24 protein-coding genes and 2 pseudogenes are annotated in these 20113 nt (G+C 60.1%); 15 read left to right on the plus strand and 11 right to left on the minus strand.

Annotated elements, in window-relative coordinates; all coding sequences use genetic code 11:
• Positions 1-1883: 1883 nt before the first annotated feature.
• Entirely contained in the window at positions 1884-2045 is a 162-nt protein-coding gene (locus NKJ35_RS12760) for a hypothetical protein (RefSeq protein ID WP_167522729.1), read from the minus strand.
• 220 nt (positions 2046-2265) lie between these two features.
• On the opposite strand from NKJ35_RS12760, the gene NKJ35_RS12765 reads away from it, so the two are divergent.
• The gene (locus tag NKJ35_RS12765) at positions 2266-2937 is read left to right on the plus strand and encodes a Crp/Fnr family transcriptional regulator (RefSeq protein WP_352478425.1); all 672 of its coding nucleotides are present in this window, start codon (positions 2266-2268) and stop codon (positions 2935-2937) included.
• Positions 2938-2973: 36 nt separating this feature from the next.
• Here NKJ35_RS12765 and NKJ35_RS12770 read toward each other — a convergent pair whose 3' ends face one another.
• The 5 genes from NKJ35_RS12770 to NKJ35_RS12790 all read right to left on the minus strand — a co-directional run bounded on the left by NKJ35_RS12770 (position 2974) and on the right by NKJ35_RS12790 (position 4933).
• Positions 2974-3201: a hypothetical protein gene (locus NKJ35_RS12770; RefSeq protein ID WP_352506240.1), complete on the minus strand. Its 228-nt coding sequence runs from the start codon at positions 3199-3201 to the stop codon at positions 2974-2976.
• A gap of 33 nt (positions 3202-3234) precedes the next feature.
• The gene (locus NKJ35_RS12775; protein ID WP_352647436.1) at positions 3235-3798 is read right to left on the minus strand and encodes a hypothetical protein; all 564 of its coding nucleotides are present in this window, start codon (positions 3796-3798) and stop codon (positions 3235-3237) included.
• A 280-nt stretch (positions 3799-4078) separates the two neighbouring features.
• Positions 4079-4258, minus strand: coding sequence for a YodC family protein (locus NKJ35_RS12780; protein ID WP_352478420.1), 180 nt, complete (start codon positions 4256-4258; stop codon positions 4079-4081).
• 80 nt (positions 4259-4338) lie between these two features.
• Positions 4339-4548: a DUF982 domain-containing protein gene (locus tag NKJ35_RS12785; RefSeq protein ID WP_352647438.1), complete on the minus strand. Its 210-nt coding sequence runs from the start codon at positions 4546-4548 to the stop codon at positions 4339-4341.
• Positions 4549-4672: 124 nt separating this feature from the next.
• Positions 4673-4933, minus strand: coding sequence for a hypothetical protein (locus NKJ35_RS12790; protein ID WP_352478416.1), 261 nt, complete (start codon positions 4931-4933; stop codon positions 4673-4675).
• A 50-nt stretch (positions 4934-4983) separates the two neighbouring features.
• Between NKJ35_RS12790 and NKJ35_RS12795 the strand changes: the two genes are divergently transcribed.
• Positions 4984-5283 (plus strand): DUF6894 family protein, encoded by a 300-nt coding sequence (locus tag NKJ35_RS12795; RefSeq protein ID WP_352647440.1) that lies wholly within the window; start codon positions 4984-4986, stop codon positions 5281-5283.
• Positions 5284-5369: 86 nt separating this feature from the next.
• On the opposite strand, the gene NKJ35_RS12800 is transcribed toward NKJ35_RS12795, so the two are convergent.
• The gene (locus tag NKJ35_RS12800; protein ID WP_352478412.1) at positions 5370-5612 is read right to left on the minus strand and encodes a DUF982 domain-containing protein; all 243 of its coding nucleotides are present in this window, start codon (positions 5610-5612) and stop codon (positions 5370-5372) included.
• 4 nt (positions 5613-5616) lie between these two features.
• Positions 5617-5793, minus strand: coding sequence for a hypothetical protein (locus NKJ35_RS12805; protein WP_352478410.1), 177 nt, complete (start codon positions 5791-5793; stop codon positions 5617-5619).
• 855 nt (positions 5794-6648) lie between these two features.
• Between NKJ35_RS12805 and NKJ35_RS12810 the strand changes: the two genes are divergently transcribed.
• The 3 genes and pseudogenes from NKJ35_RS12810 (at position 6649) to NKJ35_RS12820 (ending at position 8542) form a co-directional block, all read left to right on the plus strand.
• Positions 6649-7347 carry a hypothetical protein gene (locus NKJ35_RS12810; RefSeq protein WP_352647442.1) on the plus strand — a complete coding sequence of 233 codons (699 nt, stop codon included), beginning with the start codon at positions 6649-6651 and terminating at the stop codon, positions 7345-7347.
• A gap of 20 nt (positions 7348-7367) precedes the next feature.
• Positions 7368-7988, plus strand: a pseudogene (locus NKJ35_RS12815) (recombinase family protein).
• A 92-nt stretch (positions 7989-8080) separates the two neighbouring features.
• Positions 8081-8542 carry a hypothetical protein gene (locus NKJ35_RS12820; RefSeq protein ID WP_352647444.1) on the plus strand — a complete coding sequence of 154 codons (462 nt, stop codon included), beginning with the start codon at positions 8081-8083 and terminating at the stop codon, positions 8540-8542.
• Positions 8543-9257: 715 nt separating this feature from the next.
• On the opposite strand, the gene NKJ35_RS12825 is transcribed toward NKJ35_RS12820, so the two are convergent.
• Positions 9258-9464, minus strand: coding sequence for a hypothetical protein (locus tag NKJ35_RS12825; protein WP_352647446.1), 207 nt, complete (start codon positions 9462-9464; stop codon positions 9258-9260).
• Positions 9465-9939: 475 nt separating this feature from the next.
• Here NKJ35_RS12825 and NKJ35_RS12830 point away from each other — a divergent pair, with 475 nt between their 5' ends.
• The 10 genes and pseudogenes from NKJ35_RS12830 to NKJ35_RS30900 all read left to right on the plus strand — a co-directional run.
• The gene (locus tag NKJ35_RS12830) at positions 9940-11142 is read left to right on the plus strand and encodes an ABC transporter substrate-binding protein (RefSeq protein ID WP_352478408.1); all 1203 of its coding nucleotides are present in this window, start codon (positions 9940-9942) and stop codon (positions 11140-11142) included.
• 77 nt (positions 11143-11219) lie between these two features.
• Positions 11220-12086 (plus strand): branched-chain amino acid ABC transporter permease, encoded by an 867-nt coding sequence (locus tag NKJ35_RS12835; protein WP_352478406.1) that lies wholly within the window; start codon positions 11220-11222, stop codon positions 12084-12086.
• 5 nt (positions 12087-12091) lie between these two features.
• Positions 12092-13066 carry a branched-chain amino acid ABC transporter permease gene (locus NKJ35_RS12840; RefSeq protein ID WP_352647449.1) on the plus strand — a complete coding sequence of 325 codons (975 nt, stop codon included), beginning with the start codon at positions 12092-12094 and terminating at the stop codon, positions 13064-13066.
• 4 nt (positions 13067-13070) lie between these two features.
• Positions 13071-13850 (plus strand): ABC transporter ATP-binding protein, encoded by a 780-nt coding sequence (locus tag NKJ35_RS12845; protein ID WP_352647452.1) that lies wholly within the window; start codon positions 13071-13073, stop codon positions 13848-13850.
• A 2-nt stretch (positions 13851-13852) separates the two neighbouring features.
• On the plus strand, positions 13853-14575 hold the full coding sequence (locus NKJ35_RS12850) for an ABC transporter ATP-binding protein (protein WP_352478401.1): 723 nt from the start codon (positions 13853-13855) through the stop codon (positions 14573-14575).
• Between the two features lie 8 nt (positions 14576-14583).
• On the plus strand, positions 14584-15324 hold the full coding sequence (locus tag NKJ35_RS12855) for an aspartate/glutamate racemase family protein (protein WP_352647454.1): 741 nt from the start codon (positions 14584-14586) through the stop codon (positions 15322-15324).
• A 102-nt stretch (positions 15325-15426) separates the two neighbouring features.
• The gene (locus NKJ35_RS12860) at positions 15427-16131 is read left to right on the plus strand and encodes a GntR family transcriptional regulator (protein ID WP_352478397.1); all 705 of its coding nucleotides are present in this window, start codon (positions 15427-15429) and stop codon (positions 16129-16131) included.
• Between the two features lie 680 nt (positions 16132-16811).
• The gene (locus NKJ35_RS12865; protein WP_352647719.1) at positions 16812-17954 is read left to right on the plus strand and encodes an MFS transporter; all 1143 of its coding nucleotides are present in this window, start codon (positions 16812-16814) and stop codon (positions 17952-17954) included.
• Between the two features lie 686 nt (positions 17955-18640).
• Positions 18641-18832, plus strand: coding sequence for a DUF6494 family protein (locus NKJ35_RS12870; protein ID WP_023679340.1), 192 nt, complete (start codon positions 18641-18643; stop codon positions 18830-18832).
• A 179-nt stretch (positions 18833-19011) separates the two neighbouring features.
• Positions 19012-19132, plus strand: a pseudogene (locus tag NKJ35_RS30900) (AAA family ATPase); the annotation flags it as partial.
• A gap of 522 nt (positions 19133-19654) precedes the next feature.
• On the opposite strand, the gene NKJ35_RS12875 reads toward NKJ35_RS30900, so the two are convergent.
• Together NKJ35_RS12875 and NKJ35_RS12880 are read right to left on the minus strand one after the other, a co-directional pair.
• Complete coding sequence (locus NKJ35_RS12875; protein WP_254820086.1) at positions 19655-19849, minus strand: hypothetical protein; 195 nt, start codon at positions 19847-19849, stop codon at positions 19655-19657.
• Positions 19846-20046 (minus strand): hypothetical protein, encoded by a 201-nt coding sequence (locus NKJ35_RS12880; RefSeq protein ID WP_352647456.1) that lies wholly within the window; start codon positions 20044-20046, stop codon positions 19846-19848. The genes NKJ35_RS12875 and NKJ35_RS12880 overlap by 4 nt, the downstream gene beginning before the upstream one ends.
• Positions 20047-20113: the final 67 nt, after the last annotated feature.

Consider the following 20113-nt stretch of genomic DNA (forward strand, 5'->3'; position numbering starts at 1 on the left):
GGAGCCTGCTCGGGTGCTGATCGCCACCGCCGGCGTCCGCTGCCGACAAGCGTGAATCCGCTTGGTTCCGCACCGATCGGTACTTGCCGACGGCGAGGTTGACCCGGCACGGGGCGCTCGTCGCGTATCCTGATTCCGCTGTCGGATAAACCCCACGACTTCGCTTAGCGAGGCCGAAGTTGATCTCTGCCATCTACCAGGTCGAACCATCAACCCCGCATATTTGTGTCGTAAGCTGACGTGCCGCGAATACGCCGTTTTCGGTGAGGGAGGATTCGAACTCCGCGCTTGGAAGAGCGTCCTTCTCGTCTTCACCGTGCATGCCGGTTACGTGGGCGGCCGAGTGCCCTTCCGCGCTTCGCCAAACCTGCCGTGGAAAAGGCCTTGCCGTTTTTTTCCGGCGGCGCTTTGGTCAGATCGCGACTATTAGTGATTTATGCTGAAACTGGTTGCAGAGTCCGGAGTCGGACTTATTTGCGCTGATTAAGAGGCCCCGTCAGCAAACGAACTCGGTCACAGCACTGTATTGGCGGTATCCCTCTACCGACTCGAACCGCGACCGTTTCTTAGGTCGCGCCTACCGTTTTGCACGCCCCTCCCCTGCCCGGCCGTGGCGGAAGGTTGAACCAGTTGGGCGACTGCTAGGTTCCAGACTGGAGGTAAGGTCGGCTCGCTGAAAGCACGGCAGGTGGCACGCGGCACATGCGCGACAACGGCGGTGGAGGGTTTGAGAGGGCCGGAGCCCCGACAGCTTTCGGGAGTTCGAACGATATAGTCGAACGGGCGAAATCGGGGCGCAAAGCTGCCATTCGGCACAAAGATAACAAATAGCATCGGCGATCGGCTGAAGCCGCTCCTTCTCAGTCTGCTGGCGAACCGCGTAACCGGGGCAGATTTCCGGGCGAAGGGGTTTGCAGGCGAGCGCGTTCGTGATTCACCCTATGCGTGACGCTACCACCGACTGATTCGTTTGAAGGCTGTCGCTCGCGGAACTCCGCGGGTTGGTTACTGCGCTGATCGGCGAAGTGCGCGGTCCAAACATGGTTCGAAGTGGTCGATCGCAGGGCCGCGTCGCACGGTGCAGAAGGCCATGCATCGTTGATTACGCGCAAACTGCTATCGCGCGCCTAGTCGGAACTCGCGCATCGAACAGTACATCACATCGTCCGTCCCCAGCGCACCGGCGGCCTCCCCGCTCGCAATCCAAATAGACGTCTTTCAGCTGTTTGATTGGCATGTCAGCGTGAGCGAACGCGAGGTCCTGAGCGTCAGAAGCCGACAATGAAGCCGGACTGATTGCGATCAGCACGGTGCCGAGCGTCACAGGCGCGAGGGACTTAACAACTGACATGATCATTTTGAGATCCTCCCCAGCTCCCGTCGGTCAACATCCAGTCCTTGGGGTCGCAGGTGTAGTGCCGTTCGAAGGTCCCGTCCGCGCGCCGCTGCTTGTCGAAGCCTCGATGTAAGGCTCGATCGCGCGCTCGTGGACCAGCCAAAGGGGATCTCGGCCGAGGCGTAGCCACTGCCGGCGGCCAACCGTTTCGGGATCGAGGCCGAAGCGATCCTGGTGCGCTCGATCGTCGTGCCGGCCGCGCCTGCCTCTGCATGACGGATGGCGCGGCTTCGCAAATCGCACATGATTTCGTCACGTGAGATGCCGATGTCGCCAAGGACGTCATCGGGTAAACGGCTCAACTGGTCCGTTGCCGACAAGAGAGCTTTTCGCTCGGCGCGGAGGCGTAACCACCTGCGAAATGGACCAATGGCGGCAGCATGAATTATAACCATGATCAGATCCTCCCTTCATTGATCTGAATTGACCGGTACGGAACGGCGCGAACGGCACTCCGGGCGAGAGCGTCAGCCGTCCGCGAGGCAAATTAGGCGTAGTGGTCGATGGATTGGTTTTGCCGCGGCGTGCCCATACGGCGGGCGGTGGCTGGCCCCGGGCCACGCATGTAATAAAGCTCCGGGCGGTAGCGCGGCGCGACGAATTTGCGAAACCCCGCAGCAAGTTTTGTGACGGGAGCCAAGAATTTCATGACTGTTCCCTTTCCCTTCGCCGGCTTGCACACGAGCCGGCCTGACGTTGCAACAAGGATATGACAGTCGAACCAGGCTCGGCTGTGGGAATTCCCACACCGGGGAAAACATTGGCGAAATCCGCTCCCAGTTTGCATCCCGGAATGCGGGGCCTGCGGCCATCAAATTTCCTTGGATAGGCAGTAAGGTGAAGTACACTTGATTGAACAAGAGACCGTTGTGACAGGCTCTCTCGCCTTCATCTCAAGACTTTGCGATGCCGACCTCGCCGCGCTGACCAAACGGTGGCACGAGCGCAGCTATCGACACAACGAGCTAATCATTTCCCACGGCGACACTGGTCGCGATGTCTTCTTCCTGCTGGAAGGACGTGCTCGCGTGACACTGGTTTCAGCGGACGGCAGGGAGATAGCGTATCGCGATGTCGAACCGGGTGACATTTTCGGGGAGCTCGGAGGCATTGACGGGATTGCACGCTCTGCCAGCGTAGTCGCGCTGGAGGCAACCCGCGCTGCACGGCTGTCCGGCACAGCATTCCGGGATATCGTGATGACCCACCCGACTTTTGCCTGGGTGCTGCTTGAGCATCTGTCTGCCCAGCTCCGGCGCATGACCGAGCGGGTATTCGAATACAGCACTCTGGTCGTGCGAAAACGGCTGATCGTCGAGATCCTGCATCGGGCGGAGAAAGCCGCACTCGTGGACGGCGAGGTGTCCATAAGCCCGGCACCGACGCATTCCGAGCTGGCGGCAACGATGAGCACGCACAGGGAAGCGGTCTCGCGCGAAATGAGCGACCTCGCCAAGAGAGGCCTGATCGAAAAGCGCGGCAGCAGGTTATTGCTGCATGACGTCTCGGCTTTACGGGCGCTGGTCGACAAGAAGGAATAGCGAAGGCTGTCGCTGCGGCGGGGGGCACCGCACGTTTCATACTCCTCGGCCGCAAGTGAAGCGTTCCCGCATCTCCCGGTTCAAGGTGATAAAGGCGCTCCCGACATAGCGTCCTGTGCCACGCTCGGCCATTAGGGCGAAAGCCGGCTCGGCGTAGATGATCGACTGGATGTAGAACGCTTCGTGAGGGGGATAAATCCCGCCATACTGAACTGCGGTCAGCGTCTCCCGCCGTTTCCGAGTGTCTTCGTCCAAACCTTCCACGGCAATGCTCCCGATCCCGTCTTCTGGCCCCACTTAGTCCTTCCCGAGGACAAGGCGCAATCGTCGGTCGAAGTAACGCTTGTGAAAGACCTCACGGCCGCTCCGGAGCTTATAGGTCGTCCAGAAGTAGATGGCGTTTCTGTTGCTGCCAGCGAGATCAATCCCGGCCATTGCCTCCATGTTCGGCCTCGAAGCGGTTCGGCGGCATTCCTCAAGAAGTGCCTCGAATGGCACCGTCAGAAACTGTTTCAGTTCCGCTTCCGCGAACAGGTCCTCCACGGGATCGAACTTGCCGATGCCGACCCGCTCGCATTCGCCCAGCGGCCTAGCTGGCTTAATGCTGCGAAACGCTAATTCAAAACCCCTGATTTCCCCCTGCAGCACCTCCACCGGTCGCCGGTCCATCACCTCGCATACCCGCGCGGTGTGTTCAGGCTTGACACGGGGACCCAGGAACACGCGACGAAGCGCATCGTCGAGAAAGTGCTTAGGCCCGGCTTGGCCAGTAACGAAGCGCCATTCCTTCTCGTGAGCCCATTCACCGCGCTTGCGCGTGATGCGAGCGATCACCGCCTCTTCGAGATGCTGCGCCCCCATGTCGGCGAGCGTGAGCGATGGCAGAGCGTTGCGCGCTTAGGTCACCGGGCGCAGTTTCTCTGCATGGAAGTCACTGATCATGAGGTCAGCAGTATCGAACTCTAGGCACATGCCCGCGAAGTTGCTGCCGTAATAAGCCCACATCGGCAGATGGGTGGACCGATCTTGCTCATGAGGTTCTGGGCTTTGGTAACGTTCTCCAAGATTAGCGCCATCAGGCAATGCTCCGTTCGTAACAATCAAAGGCAACGTGGGACCCCCTGTCAGGAAGGTGCGGCGACTACTTCGGCACGGCTTTGAGCATTTCACCTTTAATCCTGACGGTCTCAAGCTTGTACGCCCCGCCGTCGTTGTTGAACCATTGACACATAAACCCGCCGGCACTCTGCGCCTCGTTGATCGTCATGTTAGGACCGCCAGACTTTAGCTCTACGACATCGCCAACTTTGAAATCAGACATAAATTCTCTCCCAATGTTTGAGAACGACCAGTAATCAGACGTGGGACGCGGTGGAAAGCGGAATGGAGACCTAGCTAGATTTAGCGTAGCACCCCCTCCTCCTCGGCAGCTTCCTCGAAGGCTTTACGGACATCGTTGGGCGAGACCCGGCCCTCAAAGGCGTCGCTGCAGGCTTGCACCGCCAGATTCCACTTCGGTCCCCTCTCGGTCCACTTCATGAGTTCCTCGGCGGCACCCTCGACATTGTTGCAGCCGTAGGTGACCCCAGGTCGGTCGGTCTTGACGTACACCGGAGGGGAGAACCAATGGTTGCCATGAGGGGGCCGCTCTGCGCTCATCATCGAAGGCCGTGGGCATACCGCTTCGCGAGCCAGAGGTCCGCTTTCGTTGCCAGACGGGCAGAGCGCCTAAACTTCAAATCGCACGGCCCAGAGCAGATGAAACTACAGCCGCATGTGTTGCCGGCAGTTCGAACAGCATGGGCAGGTGGCGACACTCGGCTTCGTCCACGATCAGCGCCTCAATAGTCGCAATGGAAAGATGGCTTCTGAGGCGCAGCCGGACAACAGCGGCGAGCTTGTGAACGGGCACCGGTACCGCCCCGGCGTACTGGTCTAGAAGATTGTTGATCTCGGCAACTACTTTTGGATCGACGGCGTGGGGCAATGGCAGCATGAGAGCGCTTCCTTTCGGAAGTAACTCTAAGCCGATCGGGGCGATGAGTCTTGGCGCGTACGTTTTTAACCAATGTCGCGGACATCATTGGACGTCAGGTCACGCTCGTTAGCGTTGCGCACATTAGAGCGGCAAGGGCCCGCTGCACAGCCAATCGCAACGCAAGCGTGAACCATTCTCGCGTTACTGAGTTTGTAGGGATGCCGCGCTATTTCTTCGACTTCACCGACACTGGCAAAGTCTTCCTTGACGTTGTGGGTACCGATCTCCCGGACCTCGAAGCTGCAAAGGCGGAGGCGGTAAAGGCCTTGGTTGAGATTACTAAGGATAAGCTGCCGGATTGCCATTGAGGGATAATTAGAGGGGGTGGGAATGTTTGGTAGAGATGTCTGGGCCGGTGATCGAATTTGGCTCGCGCGAAGAGCGACGCGACCTGCTAATCAGGAAAAAGCCTACCCTCCTCCTTAGCGGCAGCCAGGAATGCCTTACGGGCCTCCTCAGCTTCCATCTCGTCGAATATCACGGCCATGCAAACGCTCACCGCGAGGTCCCAGCAAGGGCCACGCTTCGTCCACTTCAGCAGCTCCTCGCCGGCTGTCTCGGCGTTGTTGACGTTGCGAAGGGTCCCGGGACGCTCGGTCTTGACGGGGACCGGAGGGGAGAACCAATGGAGTGCCATACAGTCACTCTTTGTCGGCCCTATCAAGTTCCTGCAGCAAATGCTTTTGCTCAGCCGGCAGCTCCCGTTCTACAGGCAGATTTAGCAGGTTGCGAAGGTGATTGCGGATTACCTCTGAAGTGATCCACCGCCGCACAACTTCGGCAATAACCTTCTGTTTGGCTTTATCGATTTCAGCCATGTTCGGGCCTGCATGCTTAAAAGGACCGAACTGCACCGCGAGCGGATTTGTTCCTTTGAATGATGGGCGGAATGTTTGGTAGAAATTTCTCAGCAGGGGATCGGATTACTGGCTCGCGCGAGGACCCCCTGCCCTCTCGACCCTATAGAGCGCGCCTCGATCCGCCTTTGGTCCCACAACCCCGGATCGGTCGTCCCGACGTACACCTGAGGTCGAACCAATGGGCTGCCAGGAGGACTATTCGTGGAGGTCGAACGCGACTGACAGTCCGAAGGCCGGGGCCGCAGTGACTATAAGGTAGACCAGCTCATCGTCAGTAACCAGCAGATACGGAGAGTCTCGGCGTATCTCTGCGATGGTCTCCTTTACGGATAAGACTTCACCGCGAGAGGCTTGCAGGATCACTTTCTGAACAAGGTCCTTCGTGGCAGCTGCGGCGGGTGGAGAGTTCGGTTGATCGCCCATCCTGGGAGCCCCCTCAAGCTAAACCCAAGCGATCATTGATGATCCACAGTGGTAAAAAATCAACATACGATTTCGTGTGAAGGGGGCGGAATGTTTGGTAGAAATTTCTGAGCGGGGGATCGGATAACTGGCTCGCGCGAGACTCCCCCATGCGCCCTTCGCTTTCCGCCAGCGAGGCCATAACATGTTGTGTCGGAGAGTTGGACCCCAACATGGTGAGTCTGAGCCAGAAGTTACGGAGCAAGCAGCCGTTCTGCATCTATTGTGCCGGATCGGCTCGCGGCGTCGACATCGACCACGTACCGCCAAGGGGGCTGTTCGATGGAAAGTGGCGACCGAAGGGCGGGGAAGTGACTACCTGCAAGCAATGTCACTGAAGGCACACGCGAGATGGACGATGTCGCGGCGTTCGCAAGCCGCTTCCTGCCCAACCCGACGACGGCTGAACAGCATGACGACGTCAAGCGGTCGATCAAATCTGTGTACCGAAACTATCCCAGCCTAATCGCCGAACTGGGCAGACCGAAGGAGGACGGCCGCTACGTTGAAGGGCGGAGGAGTGCTGGCGGCGAACGGGCCGATCATGTCCTCCGTAATAACTACCTTCGCCGCTCGCATGGGTTTGCCCTTCACCACTGGGTTACTGGGGAGATTGTCGGCCCGGCTGGTGGCGTGTTTGCGCGATGGCATTCAAACTATGAACGATTTCAAGGCCGGCTGCCCCAAGCATTTCTGGACATCCTCGGGGCGGATTACACCATGTCGCAGGGCCGGAAGAATGTGGGAGATCAGTTCAGCTTCAGGTTTGTCAAAGGCATGGAGCTTGGGGTGACCGGGTATTGGGCAACGTTTCGGCAATCGTTCGCGGTCATGGCGTCCGTCTCCCAAAACATGGCTGAACTTCGAGACGCGCCCCATTACACCGGGGTTCCTCAAAGGCTATTCCGTCAAGTTCTTGGGGTCTTGGCCCGGTCAGTACGGTCAGCCGTTCCTGACGCCCTATTCCTTCACCAAGTGACCCACCGAGGCGCCCGGTCTCGTATGGTATGCTCCAGCGGTACCAGCCGAACCGGAAACCATCTTAACTGAACTGAAGAGGGTTTCCGAACATGTCTTTCATCAGGGCCTATCTCCGCGCATCAACCAAGGAATAAGACGCAGGACGGGCAAGGGAAGACCTTGAACGATTCGCAAAAGAGCGCGGTCTGGCGGTGGCCGCCTGGTATGAAGAGAACGAGAGTGGGGCAACCTTGAAGCGTCCTGAGCTGGATCGGCTCATGCGCGATTGTCATCCCCAAGACGTGCTGTTGGTGGAGCAAGTTGATCGTCTTTCCCGGTTGAACGAGGCCGATTGGGAGAAGCTGAGAGCCGACCTGAAGGCGAAGCAGGTGCGCGTCGTGGCACTGGACCTGCCGACATCCTGGCAGGCTGTCAGTGATGGAGGCGACGAGTTCTCCCGGCGCATGGCCGAGGCGATCAATAGTATGATGCTGGACATGCTCGCAGCCATTGCCCGCAAGGACTACACCGACCGAAGAAGGAGGCAGGTCCAAGGGATCGAGAAGGCCGAGGCCGACGGGCGTATGCGGGGCCGGCAGGAGGACGCGAAGCGGAACGCCGCCATCTCGGCGATGCTGAAGACGGGCGCAAGCTGGAATCAGATTGTCGACGTAATGGGCTGCTCTCGGGCGACCGTGGCGAAGCTGGCAAAGCGGGACAGGGCAGCGTAGCGAGGAGCGCTCCCGCGACACCTTGCCTGCTTATCGCCGTTCATGCGACCGCGTATGCGGGGTGGCTATTTTGAAGACCAGAAATTTTGCAGATGGATCAGACTACCCCTATCGTGACCGAACTCGATGACGGAGAGGAAGAGCGCGACAGTCCCTTCAATGCCTATCGGTTCGCCGCATCGGAGAACACCAAGGCTATCGTCCAGGAAGCGATCGGGCTGCTCCTGAACTGCGAGGCCCATGTCGGGCTCAGGACGAACAAGCGCCGGAACCGGGATCAGGAAACATTCGACCTGACCGTTGACGCCGTTCTGTCGGACCTCATGCACCATCACGTCGCCAAGGATCCAGGCGCTCCAACCGCGTTCTCGGCACAAACCTCATGGCGAAGCCAGAGATGGATTATATCGAACAGCAGATCGCTGCGCCGGTGGAAGGCGCTGCCAGGGCGACGGTCATCCGGTCCGGTCTCCGGCTTCTTGACCGGATCGCTGAGCATGGGGTCGGAATCGATGACCTCGACGAACATCCGCACGGCGAGACCATTGTTCTGAAGCGCGTCAAGCTGGTGTCTACAAGATACTCAGCCAGAACAGGGCTGGCACCCTCGATCTGCCGCCTTTTCTCGTTGCGGAAACGTGTATGCTGCAGCTTAGCGCGCTGTTTCCGCCCGGGTGGAGCTAGGCTGTCAGTTTAGTGAAGTCGTGGCGCCGCGCGCGAACATGTGCCAGCAAATTCGTTTCGTTTACGACCCCTGATTGAAAGAGATTCAGCGTGGTCGAGACCAGAATCTGACCGTCTATCGAAGTGCTGTACCATTTAGCGTCGGCGGTTATCTGGTCGACAACCCGCTGGCAAATCGCCCGATCTTTAGGTCTAAGGAACTGACTTTTCAGCGCTCGTAGCATCTCGATGCCTTTAAAGGGGAGTCACTTGTCTCCCACGCGACCACGCGTGGGTCTCCCGAGAATGGATACTAAACGCATCTGGACAGAAAATTGCCATTCGTTTGAGCGGTACCGATGCGGGGCGTTGGGTCGATGACGTGGTTGCGATCCCGGCCGCGGTACGGAGGCGGGTCACCGACGACCGCCTCAGGGATACACGCACTTCCTTAGGGGGCGGCCCAGCAGCTTGGGTTAGGGGGCCGCTTGGCCTGACCAGCGAGCGTTCGGGAATGCTCGACTGACGGTTAGTACATTAGACAAATCTAATGTACTTGAACCATGCGAACGAAGTACGCGGCGGTAAGAAAGTGGCTGGCACGATTCACTTACCGCGCGCTTTTGCCTTGGGTTCTGGCGAGCTTTCTGACGGGTTTGCAGCCAATTTTGCAGATCGCCGATCTGTTACCCACAGGGACTTTTTCCTCGCCACCAAATCGTCACGATCGCCCTCAGCGGTCGCTCGGCTATGCATCGCAGCTGTGGCGTAGTCGGCTCTGTTGGTTCGATAGTCTTCTTTTTGGATAGTCATCGTTTGCTCCCAGTTTCATAGCCCCTCTTTTTGCCCTGGCGGGGAGATTAACTGCCGGTGCATTACGCGAGTCAATCGATTAAACGACCACCCCGCAGTCGCGAGGGGCGGGAAGCAAGCCGACAATTTTAACGTTGGAACGGCTTACAATGTGCCGGCAACACAGCCGCCCTTTCGTCGGTGTGCGTTGATCGCGTCCATGTTGCCCTTCAGCTCCCCGATACGAGCATGCGCTGAGGGCGGGACGAAGTCTATGTGCCTTGACGGCGGAATATAATCCTATTTTGTGGATGCCGCACCCTCGCCGACACGAAGCCGTTTCGGTCCTACGTCCTTCATCTACGACCGCATAAGATTGTCAACAATCTGTAAAAGTTTTGTTGACAGATAATTGATTTGAGCCTTGACTCACAAAAGTCCGCGTATCGGTCGAGTTCTGTCGCAACAATGCGCGGCCTCCAAAGGGGAAAGAACAATGATCAACAGACGTTCAATAATCACATTCGCCGCACTCGGCGCCGTCTCTGCGCTGGCAATCATGGCCGGCGGCACAATCACAGTGCAAGCCGCCAACAAGGAACTCAAGATCGGCTTTGTCGGCGTGACGAGTGGCGCGGCCGCTGCGTGGGGCACATCCAACGTCCGCTCGATGCAGACGCGCGCCGCCTGGATCAACGAAACCGGAGGTGTGAAGATTGGTGACGAGACCTATGACATCAAAATCGTCACCTTTGACGATCAGAAGGACCCGAAGCGGGCGATCGCCGGCATGGAGAAGATGGCCCAGGAGGGCATCCACTATGTCGTCGGTCCGAATGTCGACGACGGCGCGGCGGCGGTGCGTCCTGTGGCTGAATCCAAGGGCATCATCTATTTTCCCTACGCATTCCCGAAGGAACTCTACACCCCGCCGGCGTCCAACGCCGTGCTCGGCATGATCGCCAACTACCAGTCAGCTCCGGCGATCTACAAATATCTCATGGAAAACAGGGGCGTGAAAAAAGTTGCCTTTGTCGCCGCCAACGAATCCGATCCGCTGAGCCAGCGAGATGGCGGTGTTGCCGCGGCAAAGGCGCTCGGGCTTGAGGTTGTGGCTGCCACGGACGTCTACCAAAACGATACCCGCGACTTCACGCCGGTACTGACGCCGATCGTTTTGCAAAAACCGGACCTGCTGGTGCTTTCGGGTGTCGCGCCCGGCAATGCTCCGCTGCTGATCCGCGCCGCGCGCGAGCTCGGCTACGAAGGTCTGATCTCCACCGAAACGGCGCAGGATGCCAAGGTGCTGGAAGAGGGCGCGGGCGAGTTGGCCAACGGCTTCATCTCAGTCGGCGGCGCATCGACGCCCGAAATCGCGTCCGACATGATGAAGGAGTTCGTCGACCGCTATACGAAAATGTTCGGCGAATACAATGACGAGTCCAACACCAAGGTCTACGCGCTCGAATACATCATCGAGACGCTGAAGGCGAATCCGGCCGCGATCGACAATGTCGAGGAGTTCAAGAAGACGATCGACACTTTCTCGGCGCCCAATCCCTATCTGAAGGGCGATGCCAAGCTGACCTATGTCGGAATGACGTCGTTTGGCCAGAAGCGCCAGCTTTCGGTCCCGATGGTGGTCACGGAATACCGCGACGGCAAGTTCGAGACGCTCTTCGTCGCTCAAGTCGATTGACGCAATTGCACTGAAGCGGATTGCCGCAGAGGCTCGTGCATTCGCCTTGAGCCTCTGAATGGCCGGGAACCATCCTGATGGAACAAGTCATCGCCAACGGGCTTTATCTTGGTGCGCAATACGCCTTGATCGCGCTCGGTCTGACCCTGATCTTCGCTCTGATGAACGTGCTAAACTTTGCCCATGGGCAGATGTACGTTCTCGGTGGCTTCATCACCTACACCGTCTATGGCCAGCTCGGCATGCCTTTCGTCGTCGCGCTCGTCGCGTCCGGGATCACGCTGCTGGTCATTGGAGCGCTGGTCGAGAAATTCCTTTTCAGAACGGTGATTAGGCGAAGCGTGCGGGAGGAAAGTACGATGCTTCTCGCGGCGGCGGTCGCATTCTTCCTCGACGCCGTGATCCTCCTCCTGTTCGGCGAAAAGCAGCGCGGCGTGCCGAAGATCGTCAACGGCGTCTTCGTCTCCGACAGCCTCATAATGCCTTACGACCGGCTGCTGGTCGGCGCACTCGCCATACTGTTCATCGCCTCCTTCGTGCTTTTCATGCAGTACAGCAAGCCGGGACGCGCCATGCGGGCGCTGGCGCAGGACCGGGTCGCGGCACAGCTTATGGGCGTCGAGGTCGACCGCTATTCGATGATCGGCTTTGCGCTCGGCGCCATGCTTGCCGGCATAGTCGGCGGGCTGCTGGTCGCCATCACCGGCGTCAATTCGGGCATCGGCGGGCCGATCTCGATCAAGGCGTTCTTGATGGTGATGATCGGCGGCGCCGGCGTGGTCAGCGGAGCGATCGCCGGCGGCTTCATCCTCGGCATGATGGAATCGGTCGGCCTGACGGTGCTACGCCAATATGGCGACGTCACTTATCTCGTCATCTTCGCCGCGCTGATGGTGTTCCTGAGCATCCGCCCGAACGGGCTCATGGGCAAGCCGTGGGGGTGATCGACATGAAGCGTACACGCAACATCCTCGGCGTCGCTGTCTTCCTGCTGGTCGTACTCATCGGCGTGCCCTGGCTGATCGAGGCGACGGGTCGGCTCGACCTCTACTACACGCTGACTTCGGTCGCGCTGCTCAGCATCGCCAGCGCCGGGGTGTGGGTGACTTTCTACATCGGCCGCATCAATATCGGCCAGGGTGCCTTCGCGCTTATGGGCGGCTATATTTCGGCCATCCTTGTCGTCCAGTATGGTGTGTCGTTCTGGCTGACACTGCCGCTGGCTGGGCTATTCTGCGCCGCTGCAAGCGTGCTGATCGGGCTGCCCATCCTCAGGCTTCGCGGCGTCTATTTCGCCATGGTCACGCTGGTTTTGACCGAAGTGGCGCGGCTGCTCGCACTGGCACTGCCGATCACCAACGGAGCCAAGGGCATGGTCAGCATTCCGCTCCCCGGCGGCATCTCGATATTCGGGCTGACCATCCTTCCGGATTTCGCGACGCTCGCCAATCCGCGTCCCGCCTTCTATCTGGTGTCGGTTGTGCTGATGGTGCTGTGCTTTGCAGCGCTCTACCGCCTAGTCCATTCGCGCATCGGCAAACTCTGCCAGTCGTTGCAGCAGAACGAGGAACTGGCCTCCTCGATCGGCGTCAATATCGCCTATCTGCGCGTCATCGCCTACGCCATCTCCTCGTTCCTCGGCGGTCTCGGCGGCGCGATGTTCGTCGCCATCTCTCAGTCGATCTATCCGTCCAGCTTCACCGTCACCGACTCGGTGAACTTCATGCTGAACTGCTTCCTCGGCGGGCTCAGCTACGTCTTCGGGCCGATGATCGGCACCTTCGTGCTCTATTTCGGCTGGGATTTCCTGTTCGAGACCGGCGAGTTCCAGTTGCTGATCTTCTCGTCGGTGCTGATCGCGCTGATGCTGTTCCTTCCCAACGGCCTGCTCAGCCTCCGGCTGTTCGGCAAGAAGCAGGGCTAGGACCATGACTGACCTTCTCCAGATCAAGGCAGTGACCAAACGCTTCGGCGGGCTGGTCGCGGTCAACAATGTTTCCTTCGCGGTCCGCGAACGCGAGATCCTTTCCGTCATCGGCCCCAACGGCGCCGGCAAATCGACGCTGTTCAAGCTGATTTCCTCTTTTCTCAATCCGACCTCGGGCGAAGTGCTGTTCCGGGGAGAGCGGATTTCAGGCCTGGCGCCGCATATCGTCGCCCGGAAGGGCGTCGTGCGCACGTTCCAGGAGACGACGATCTTCAAGGGCATGACGGTGCGCGACAATGTCATAATCGCGCATCACCTGCGTTCCAATGCCAGCCTTGCCGGCTTCTATCTCGGCACGAATACCGCACGGCGCGACGAAGATGAATTCGGCCGCTCGGCCGACGAGATCATCGACTTCCTCGGTCTCGGCGCGCAACGGCATGAGATCGCCAGCACGCTGCCGCACGGCCATCTGCGCGCGCTCGGGATTGCCATCGGGCTCGCCACGAACCCGACCGTCCTTCTGCTCGACGAGCCCTTCGCTGGCATGAACCATGACGAAACCGTGCGCACGGTGGAGATGGTGCGCGGCGTGCGGAAGCGCGGCGTGACTGTCCTGCTGGTCGAGCACGATATGCCCGCCGTCATGAACATTTCCGACCGAATCGTCGTCCTGAACTTCGGTGTGAAAATCGCCGAGGGAACGCCGAAGGAAATCCAGGAGAACGAAAAGGTCATCGAGGCCTACCTCGGCGCCGAAGATGAGACGATCGGATTTTAGCCATGAGCGAACTGCTGAAAGTCTCCGACGTCGAACTCTACTACGACCATGTCTATGCACTGAAGGGTGTATCGCTCAACGTCAACGAGGGCGAGACCGTCGCGCTAATCGGCGCGAACGGCGCGGGCAAATCTTCGATCCTGCGCGCCATCACTGGCCTGAAGAAGGTCCGCAGCGGCGAGATTCATTTCCAGGGCCACCGCATCGACGGAACGCGCCCTGACGAGCTGGTCAGGATGGGCATCGCCATGGTGCCGGAGGGTCGGCGCGTCTTTTCCTACATGACGGTGCGCGACAATCTGATGATGGGCGCCTTCACCCGCATCGACAAGGCCGAAATCGCAAGGACGCTGGACATGGTGCTCGGGCGCTTCCCGCGCCTGAAGGAACGCTATTCCCAGACGGCGGGTACGATGAGCGGCGGCGAACAGCAGATGCTGGTGATCGGGCGGGCGCTGATGGCCAAACCGAAGCTTCTGCTGCTCGATGAACCCTCGCTCGGCGTCGCGCCGAAGCTCGTTCAGGACATCGCCCGCTCCATCGTGGCGATCAATCGCGACGAAAAGGTCAGTGTTCTCTTGGTCGAGCAGAATTCGCGCATGGCGCTGCGCATCTCGCAGCGCGCCTACGCACTGACGACCGGAAAGATCGCGCTGGCCGGACATTCGGCTGAGCTGCTTGGCGACGACCGGGTCAAGAAACTCTATCTCGGCGGCGAAATATGAAAGCGCAAATGGACGTACTCGTCGTCAATCCGAACACCACCGCGTCCATGACCGAAAAGATCGGCGAGGCGGCGCGCCGCGCGGCGACGGCCGGCACCAGGATCATCGCCGTCAATCCGAAGGACGGGCCGCCGAGCGTCGAAGGCTATTTCGACGAGGTCTTCGCCATCCCGGGAATGATCGGCGAGATCCAGAGACATCCGGCGGCGAGCGCCTGCGTCATCGCCTGCTTCGACGACACCGGCCTCGACGCAGTACGCTGCGTCCGCGAGATGCCGGTGGTCGGCATCGGCGAAGCGGCGTTTCACATGGCGAGCCTGATTGCCGGCAAATTCAGCGTGGTGACGACGCTGTCGCGTTCGGTGCCGGCGATCGAGCACAATCTGGTTCGCTACGGCCTCGCCAGCCGCTGCGCCAGGGTGCGGGCAAGCGACGTTCCCGTTCTGGAGCTCGAAGTGCCCGGCTCCAACGCCCGCCATCGAATTTCGGAGGAGATCGAGCGCGCCATCCGCGACGACCGGGCCGAAGCGATTGTGCTGGGATGCGCCGGCATGGCCGACCTCGCCGCCGCGCTCAGCCGCGAACATAGCCTTCCCGTGCTCGACGGCGTCGCCTGCGCAGTAAAACTCTGCGAGAGCCTCGTCGGCCTTGGCCTGTCGACCTCAAAGCGCGGCGGCTACCAGGTTCCACTCGAAAAATCCTTCGCCGGAATCTTTGCGCCCTTTTCGCCCTCCGGCCGTGTATCCTGATGCGTGCAAAATTGTTGACATTCCCACACAGGATGTTCGATGTGCGGCCGGAAACGCGGTGTTCGTGCCGCTATGCGATCCGGCCGCCGGGACAATGAGACGATGGACCTGCTTGGGCCAAAGCCACGGGATGGCGACAAGCCGACGATGCGCTGGTTTCCGGTCTATGCCGGCCTGCGCGACGCCATCGTCAGCCACCGCCTCGCACCGGGCACAAAACTACCCGAGGACGAACTCGCCTCGATCTATTCGGTGAGCCGCGCGGTGATACGCGCGGCGCTGCAGGCGCTGTCGCATGACCGCTTGGCTCGGCTCGAGCCGAACCGCGGCGCGTTCGTCGCCCAGCCGACCAAGCAGGAAGCGCGCGAGGTGTTCGAGGCGCGGGCGCTGATCGAGCCCAAGGTCGCGGCGCTTGCCGCCGAAGTGGCAAAGCCGGCCGAGATCGCGCAACTGCGGCTTCATCTCGAAAAAGAGCACGAGGCCCTGCATGCCGGCCGCGACAGCGACGCCATCATGCTGTCGGCAAAATTCCATGTCGGCATCGCCGAAATCGCCGGCCATTCTATCCTGACCGGTTTCGTCAAAGACCTGCTGTCGCGGTCGTCGCTGATCATCGCGCTCTACTGGCGCCGCCGCGACACCACCTGCGAAAGCCACGCCCATCACGCCCTCGTCGATGCCATCGAAAAGCACGACGCACAAAACGCGTCCGACCTGATGCGAAGCCATCTCGTCGAACTTCTGTCCGGCCTTGATCTCTCGCTTGGCGAGAAGAAGCCCGAGAGCCTGTCGGACATCTTGCGCTGATCTGCGTTGTCAAACTCTTCGCCAAGCTTCGCATTGCAGATGTCGTCGCGATGCTGGACGAATATCGGATCACCCGCAACCGACACCGGCCAACGAAGCTCGCGCGCAAGTGGCCGCTCTCAAAGCTAGTAAAGCCGAAGTGCCATACTTGATCGCCCCCGATCGGGCGCTCACGGCGAAGCCAGGATGCACGTCACCCCGCAATCCTGACTTGGCGCCTACCCCTGAAACGTCCCAATGCGACATTTCTACTTGCCAGCAACGCGACATTCGAACTTGGTTGCAACATGATCTCAGGTTGATTGGCGATCCTGCCCCCGGTCCACCCGGTTCCGAAACGGCACTATGCGCCATCTTGGGACGTTCAATGCGGCGGGGAACTTCGCGATCCGACCCTTCTTCCCGACCTTGACAGCCAAGTGCAATATGCGCCAGTTGCGTCTTCGGTCGTTGCAAGCCGTTGACACGATATGATTCAGCATTGTTGGGCGGTAGCCCGAGGATTGAATCCGATATTCGCCTCGCTGGAATGTCTAATGCGACTCCGTCATGATCCTTCCGGCCCTGTCGAGCGACGCTGCCAAAGCCGGTGACGCCAATGCAGGTGATGAGGTCAGGCTAGATCAGTGCAGCAGATCCGCCCGGCGACTTTTCTTTTTGCGGCCCGAGCCCTGCGGGACATGGGCGACGGCTTCGTGGCCGTTCTGTTGCCGGTCTATCTCCTCGCATTAGGCTTCGCGACTCTGCAGGTCGGCATCATTGCAACCGCATCGCTGCTCGGTTCAGCGCTCTTGACCATCGCCGTCGGACTCCTTGGTGCCCGACACGATCACCGCCAACTCCTGCTTGCCGCCGCCAGTCTGATGGTCGCCACGGGTGTGGCCTTTGCTGTCGTCCACGACTACGCGCTGCTTTTGGTGATCGCCTTCGCAGGCACCATCAACCCGTCGGCCGGCAGCGTCAGCGTATTCGTGCCCTTAGAGCATGCCGTGCTAACACGCGAAGTCACCGACGCCGCGCGGACCAAGATGTTCGCGCGCTACAGCCTTGTGGGTGCGCTCGCAGCCGCGGTTGGCGCGCTCGCTTCGGCGACACCTGATCTTCTGGCTCCAGCCGGCCTCGATCAACTCACCGGCATCAAGGCGATGTTCGTGCTCTATGCGTTGCTGGGCCTGCTCGGCGGTCTCCTTTACGCGCAGATCCCGCAGCGCCGTCCAACGTCGGACTCCGGCAGCACGTCCGCGCTTGGCCCCTCGCGGAATATCGTTTTCAGGCTTGCGGCCCTTTTTAGCCTTGATGCCTTTGCAGGCGGCTTCCTCGTCCAGTCGTTGCTTGCCCTGTGGCTTTTCGAAAAATTCGACCTGTCGCTTTCGGAAGCGGGCTTTTTCTTCTTCTGGTCCGGCGTCCTTTCGGCGTTCTCATTCCCCGTTGCCGCCTGGCTGTCGCGGCACATCGGACTCATCAACACGATGGTGTTCACACACATTCCGTCCAGCATCGCCCTGATGCTGGCGGCGCTTGCGCCGACGCTCCCTCTGGCGCTCGCCCTGCTGCTGATCCGTGCCGCGCTTTCGCAGATGGACGTCCCGACGCGCTCATCTTACGTCATGGCGGTCGTCACGGAGGCGGAGCGGGCAGCAGCCGCGAGCTTCACATCGGTACCTCGCAGTTTGGCTGCCGCAGCCAGTCCCGCCCTGGCGGGCGCTCTGTTCGCTGCCTCGTTCCGGGCATGGCCCCTCCTGATCTGCGGCACACTCAAAATCATTTATGATCTGCTGCTGCTGATGCAGTTCCAGAACGTCAAGCCGCCAGAGGAACGCTGATATTTGGGTTGCTTGACCCACCGGGAGGGATCAATCGGGAAGGCAAATGTTGGAAAGGTGATCGATCACTTCGGCTCTGACTCCGGACTTGTCGAATGCCTAATGTGACCCGACATCCTCGACGCGAGGCCTGCAGACCATCACCCGCCAGCGCAGCAGACAACGAAAGTCTCCGCTGGGCTCTGCCGATCAGGCAGGCCGTGCTTTGTAAAAGCGGCACCAACCATCGGGGCTGATTTCACCTGCGACAATCTCGGATGCATTCGGCTTCAGGAAATGGGAGCACCCGGCCCAGCGGCGACGTTTGTTTGGAACATCCTAATAAAGCGCCACAGGCTTTGGGGTTGTTTCGGCGCCGCGCCGCAGGCTGACCTGTCATGCAGGAAGCAAGCCCACCTGCACCGGCAATCGCCGCGCCGGTCATCGACACCTTAAGAATTTCCGGCGAGACAGCGCTTGGCCTGGCTCACGTTGTGCCAGAGCAAGGCCGAGATGGCCGTCATAGTGCTCCTTCTGCGCAAGACGTCGATCGGTTCCACTCCTCCTGCCAGGGGTCGATCAAGTTTAAGGACCCGACGTCTCCTCCCGGCTCCAGGTCTATTTCGATAAAACCGTGCGTCACCGTCCTGCTTCCTTGATCCCTTGCCTTCCCTTACAATCCCTTCCGGATACAGAGGAGTTCCGCCATGAGCGAAGACGCCGTCAACATGTCGATCCGCAAGTTCCTGAAGGAAGTCGGCGTCACCTCCCAGCGCAAGATCGAGGAGACGGTGCGCGAAGGGCAAATCGGCGGCAAGAAACTGAAGGTCCGCATGACGCTGACGGCGGAAGGCACCGGCCTCAACCACGTGGTGGACGGCGAGATCGAACTTCCATAAGCCGGGCGAAGCGACCTAGCGAAACGGCCGAGGCGGCCGAAAGCGGTCGAGACGGATCAGCGGTTGGAATGGCGTCTGGCCGTGTGGATGTAGTACCGTTCACCCCACGCTCTTGCGACTCTGACGGAACGCGAAACACCGATCCTTTCCAGTCGTTGGTTCAACGAATCTATGGAGGCGCCCGACGAGGATATGCGCTTGTCGAGGAACCGGGCCGACGTATCGTCGCGGAGGAACTTGATCGGAACGGCGATGTGCTACCCCTGGGTTGACGCGGCGGCGTTCGCCCGCTGCGCCGTTACGTGAAGCGGCCGGGCGACCGTCTCCAACGCCGGTTGCCCGTTTGAAACTCGAGCGCGGCCGCAGCATCGATTTGATCTGTCGCCGGCGCGCAGCCTCTCCAGCGCCTCCCATTCGCCATGCAACCATTTCCAAGGCTGGCAGGCTAATTTTGATGGGGCGCACCTCGTCCACTCTGGCGCCCGATCCCATATCGCTTTGCTCAACGACGAATGGTCCTGTCATCGCGGCCATAGTCGGCCGCTGATTTGATATCCCGCAGTTCATCGGGCCGCATCAGGACGGATCGAGGGGGCGCCCTGTTTCTGGCGCTGTTTTGACAGGGAGCGCGTTGATCATTCGGCTCATCGCGCCTTTGTCGGGGCCGCAAAGACGGCCGGACCATATTGGCAGCGCTCATCACGGATAGAGGAACGGCGGCGCCCCGTTCGCCCGGTATCAGGGAACGATATCGCCCCCCATGTATTAGAAACTGACACTATGGAACCCCACGGCCACGGGATAGCGGCCGATATTTTGACATCAGAAGTTGCCATTGCCAGGCAGCGCATCCATCGGACCGAGCTCGCGCTTCAACGCACTGAAGAAATGCTGGCCAAGAATCTCGCGCTGCGCAGCAGGATACGAGCTGCGGTCGAGGCCGCAGACCGCTTGGTGAAGATCGATCCCCCCAGCTTTGAACGGCGTCGCCCAGGTTGAACTGGGCCGGCGCTTCATTCGTCGCGCCCCACCGGCCACCGGCGCCACCACTCAAGCACCGCGGCAACCATGTCCACAGACAGCGAGCGCGGTTCATCGTGGGCGGACTGGTGCTCGGCCAGGAACCGATCGTCGTCCATGCGGCCGATGGCTTCAGCGACGTGGGCCAGCGATTGGTCGATCCAGGCCACGGCGGAGCGATCGGTCGACGTCATGCCGACGGCTCGGTGTCGGGGATGCTCGGGGCGGCGGTGGGTAGTGGTACACTCGCCGGAAAGGTCG

It is taken from the genome of Mesorhizobium sp. M0136 (assembly GCF_040322515.1).
In the GTDB taxonomy this organism is placed as follows: domain Bacteria; phylum Pseudomonadota; class Alphaproteobacteria; order Rhizobiales; family Rhizobiaceae; genus Mesorhizobium.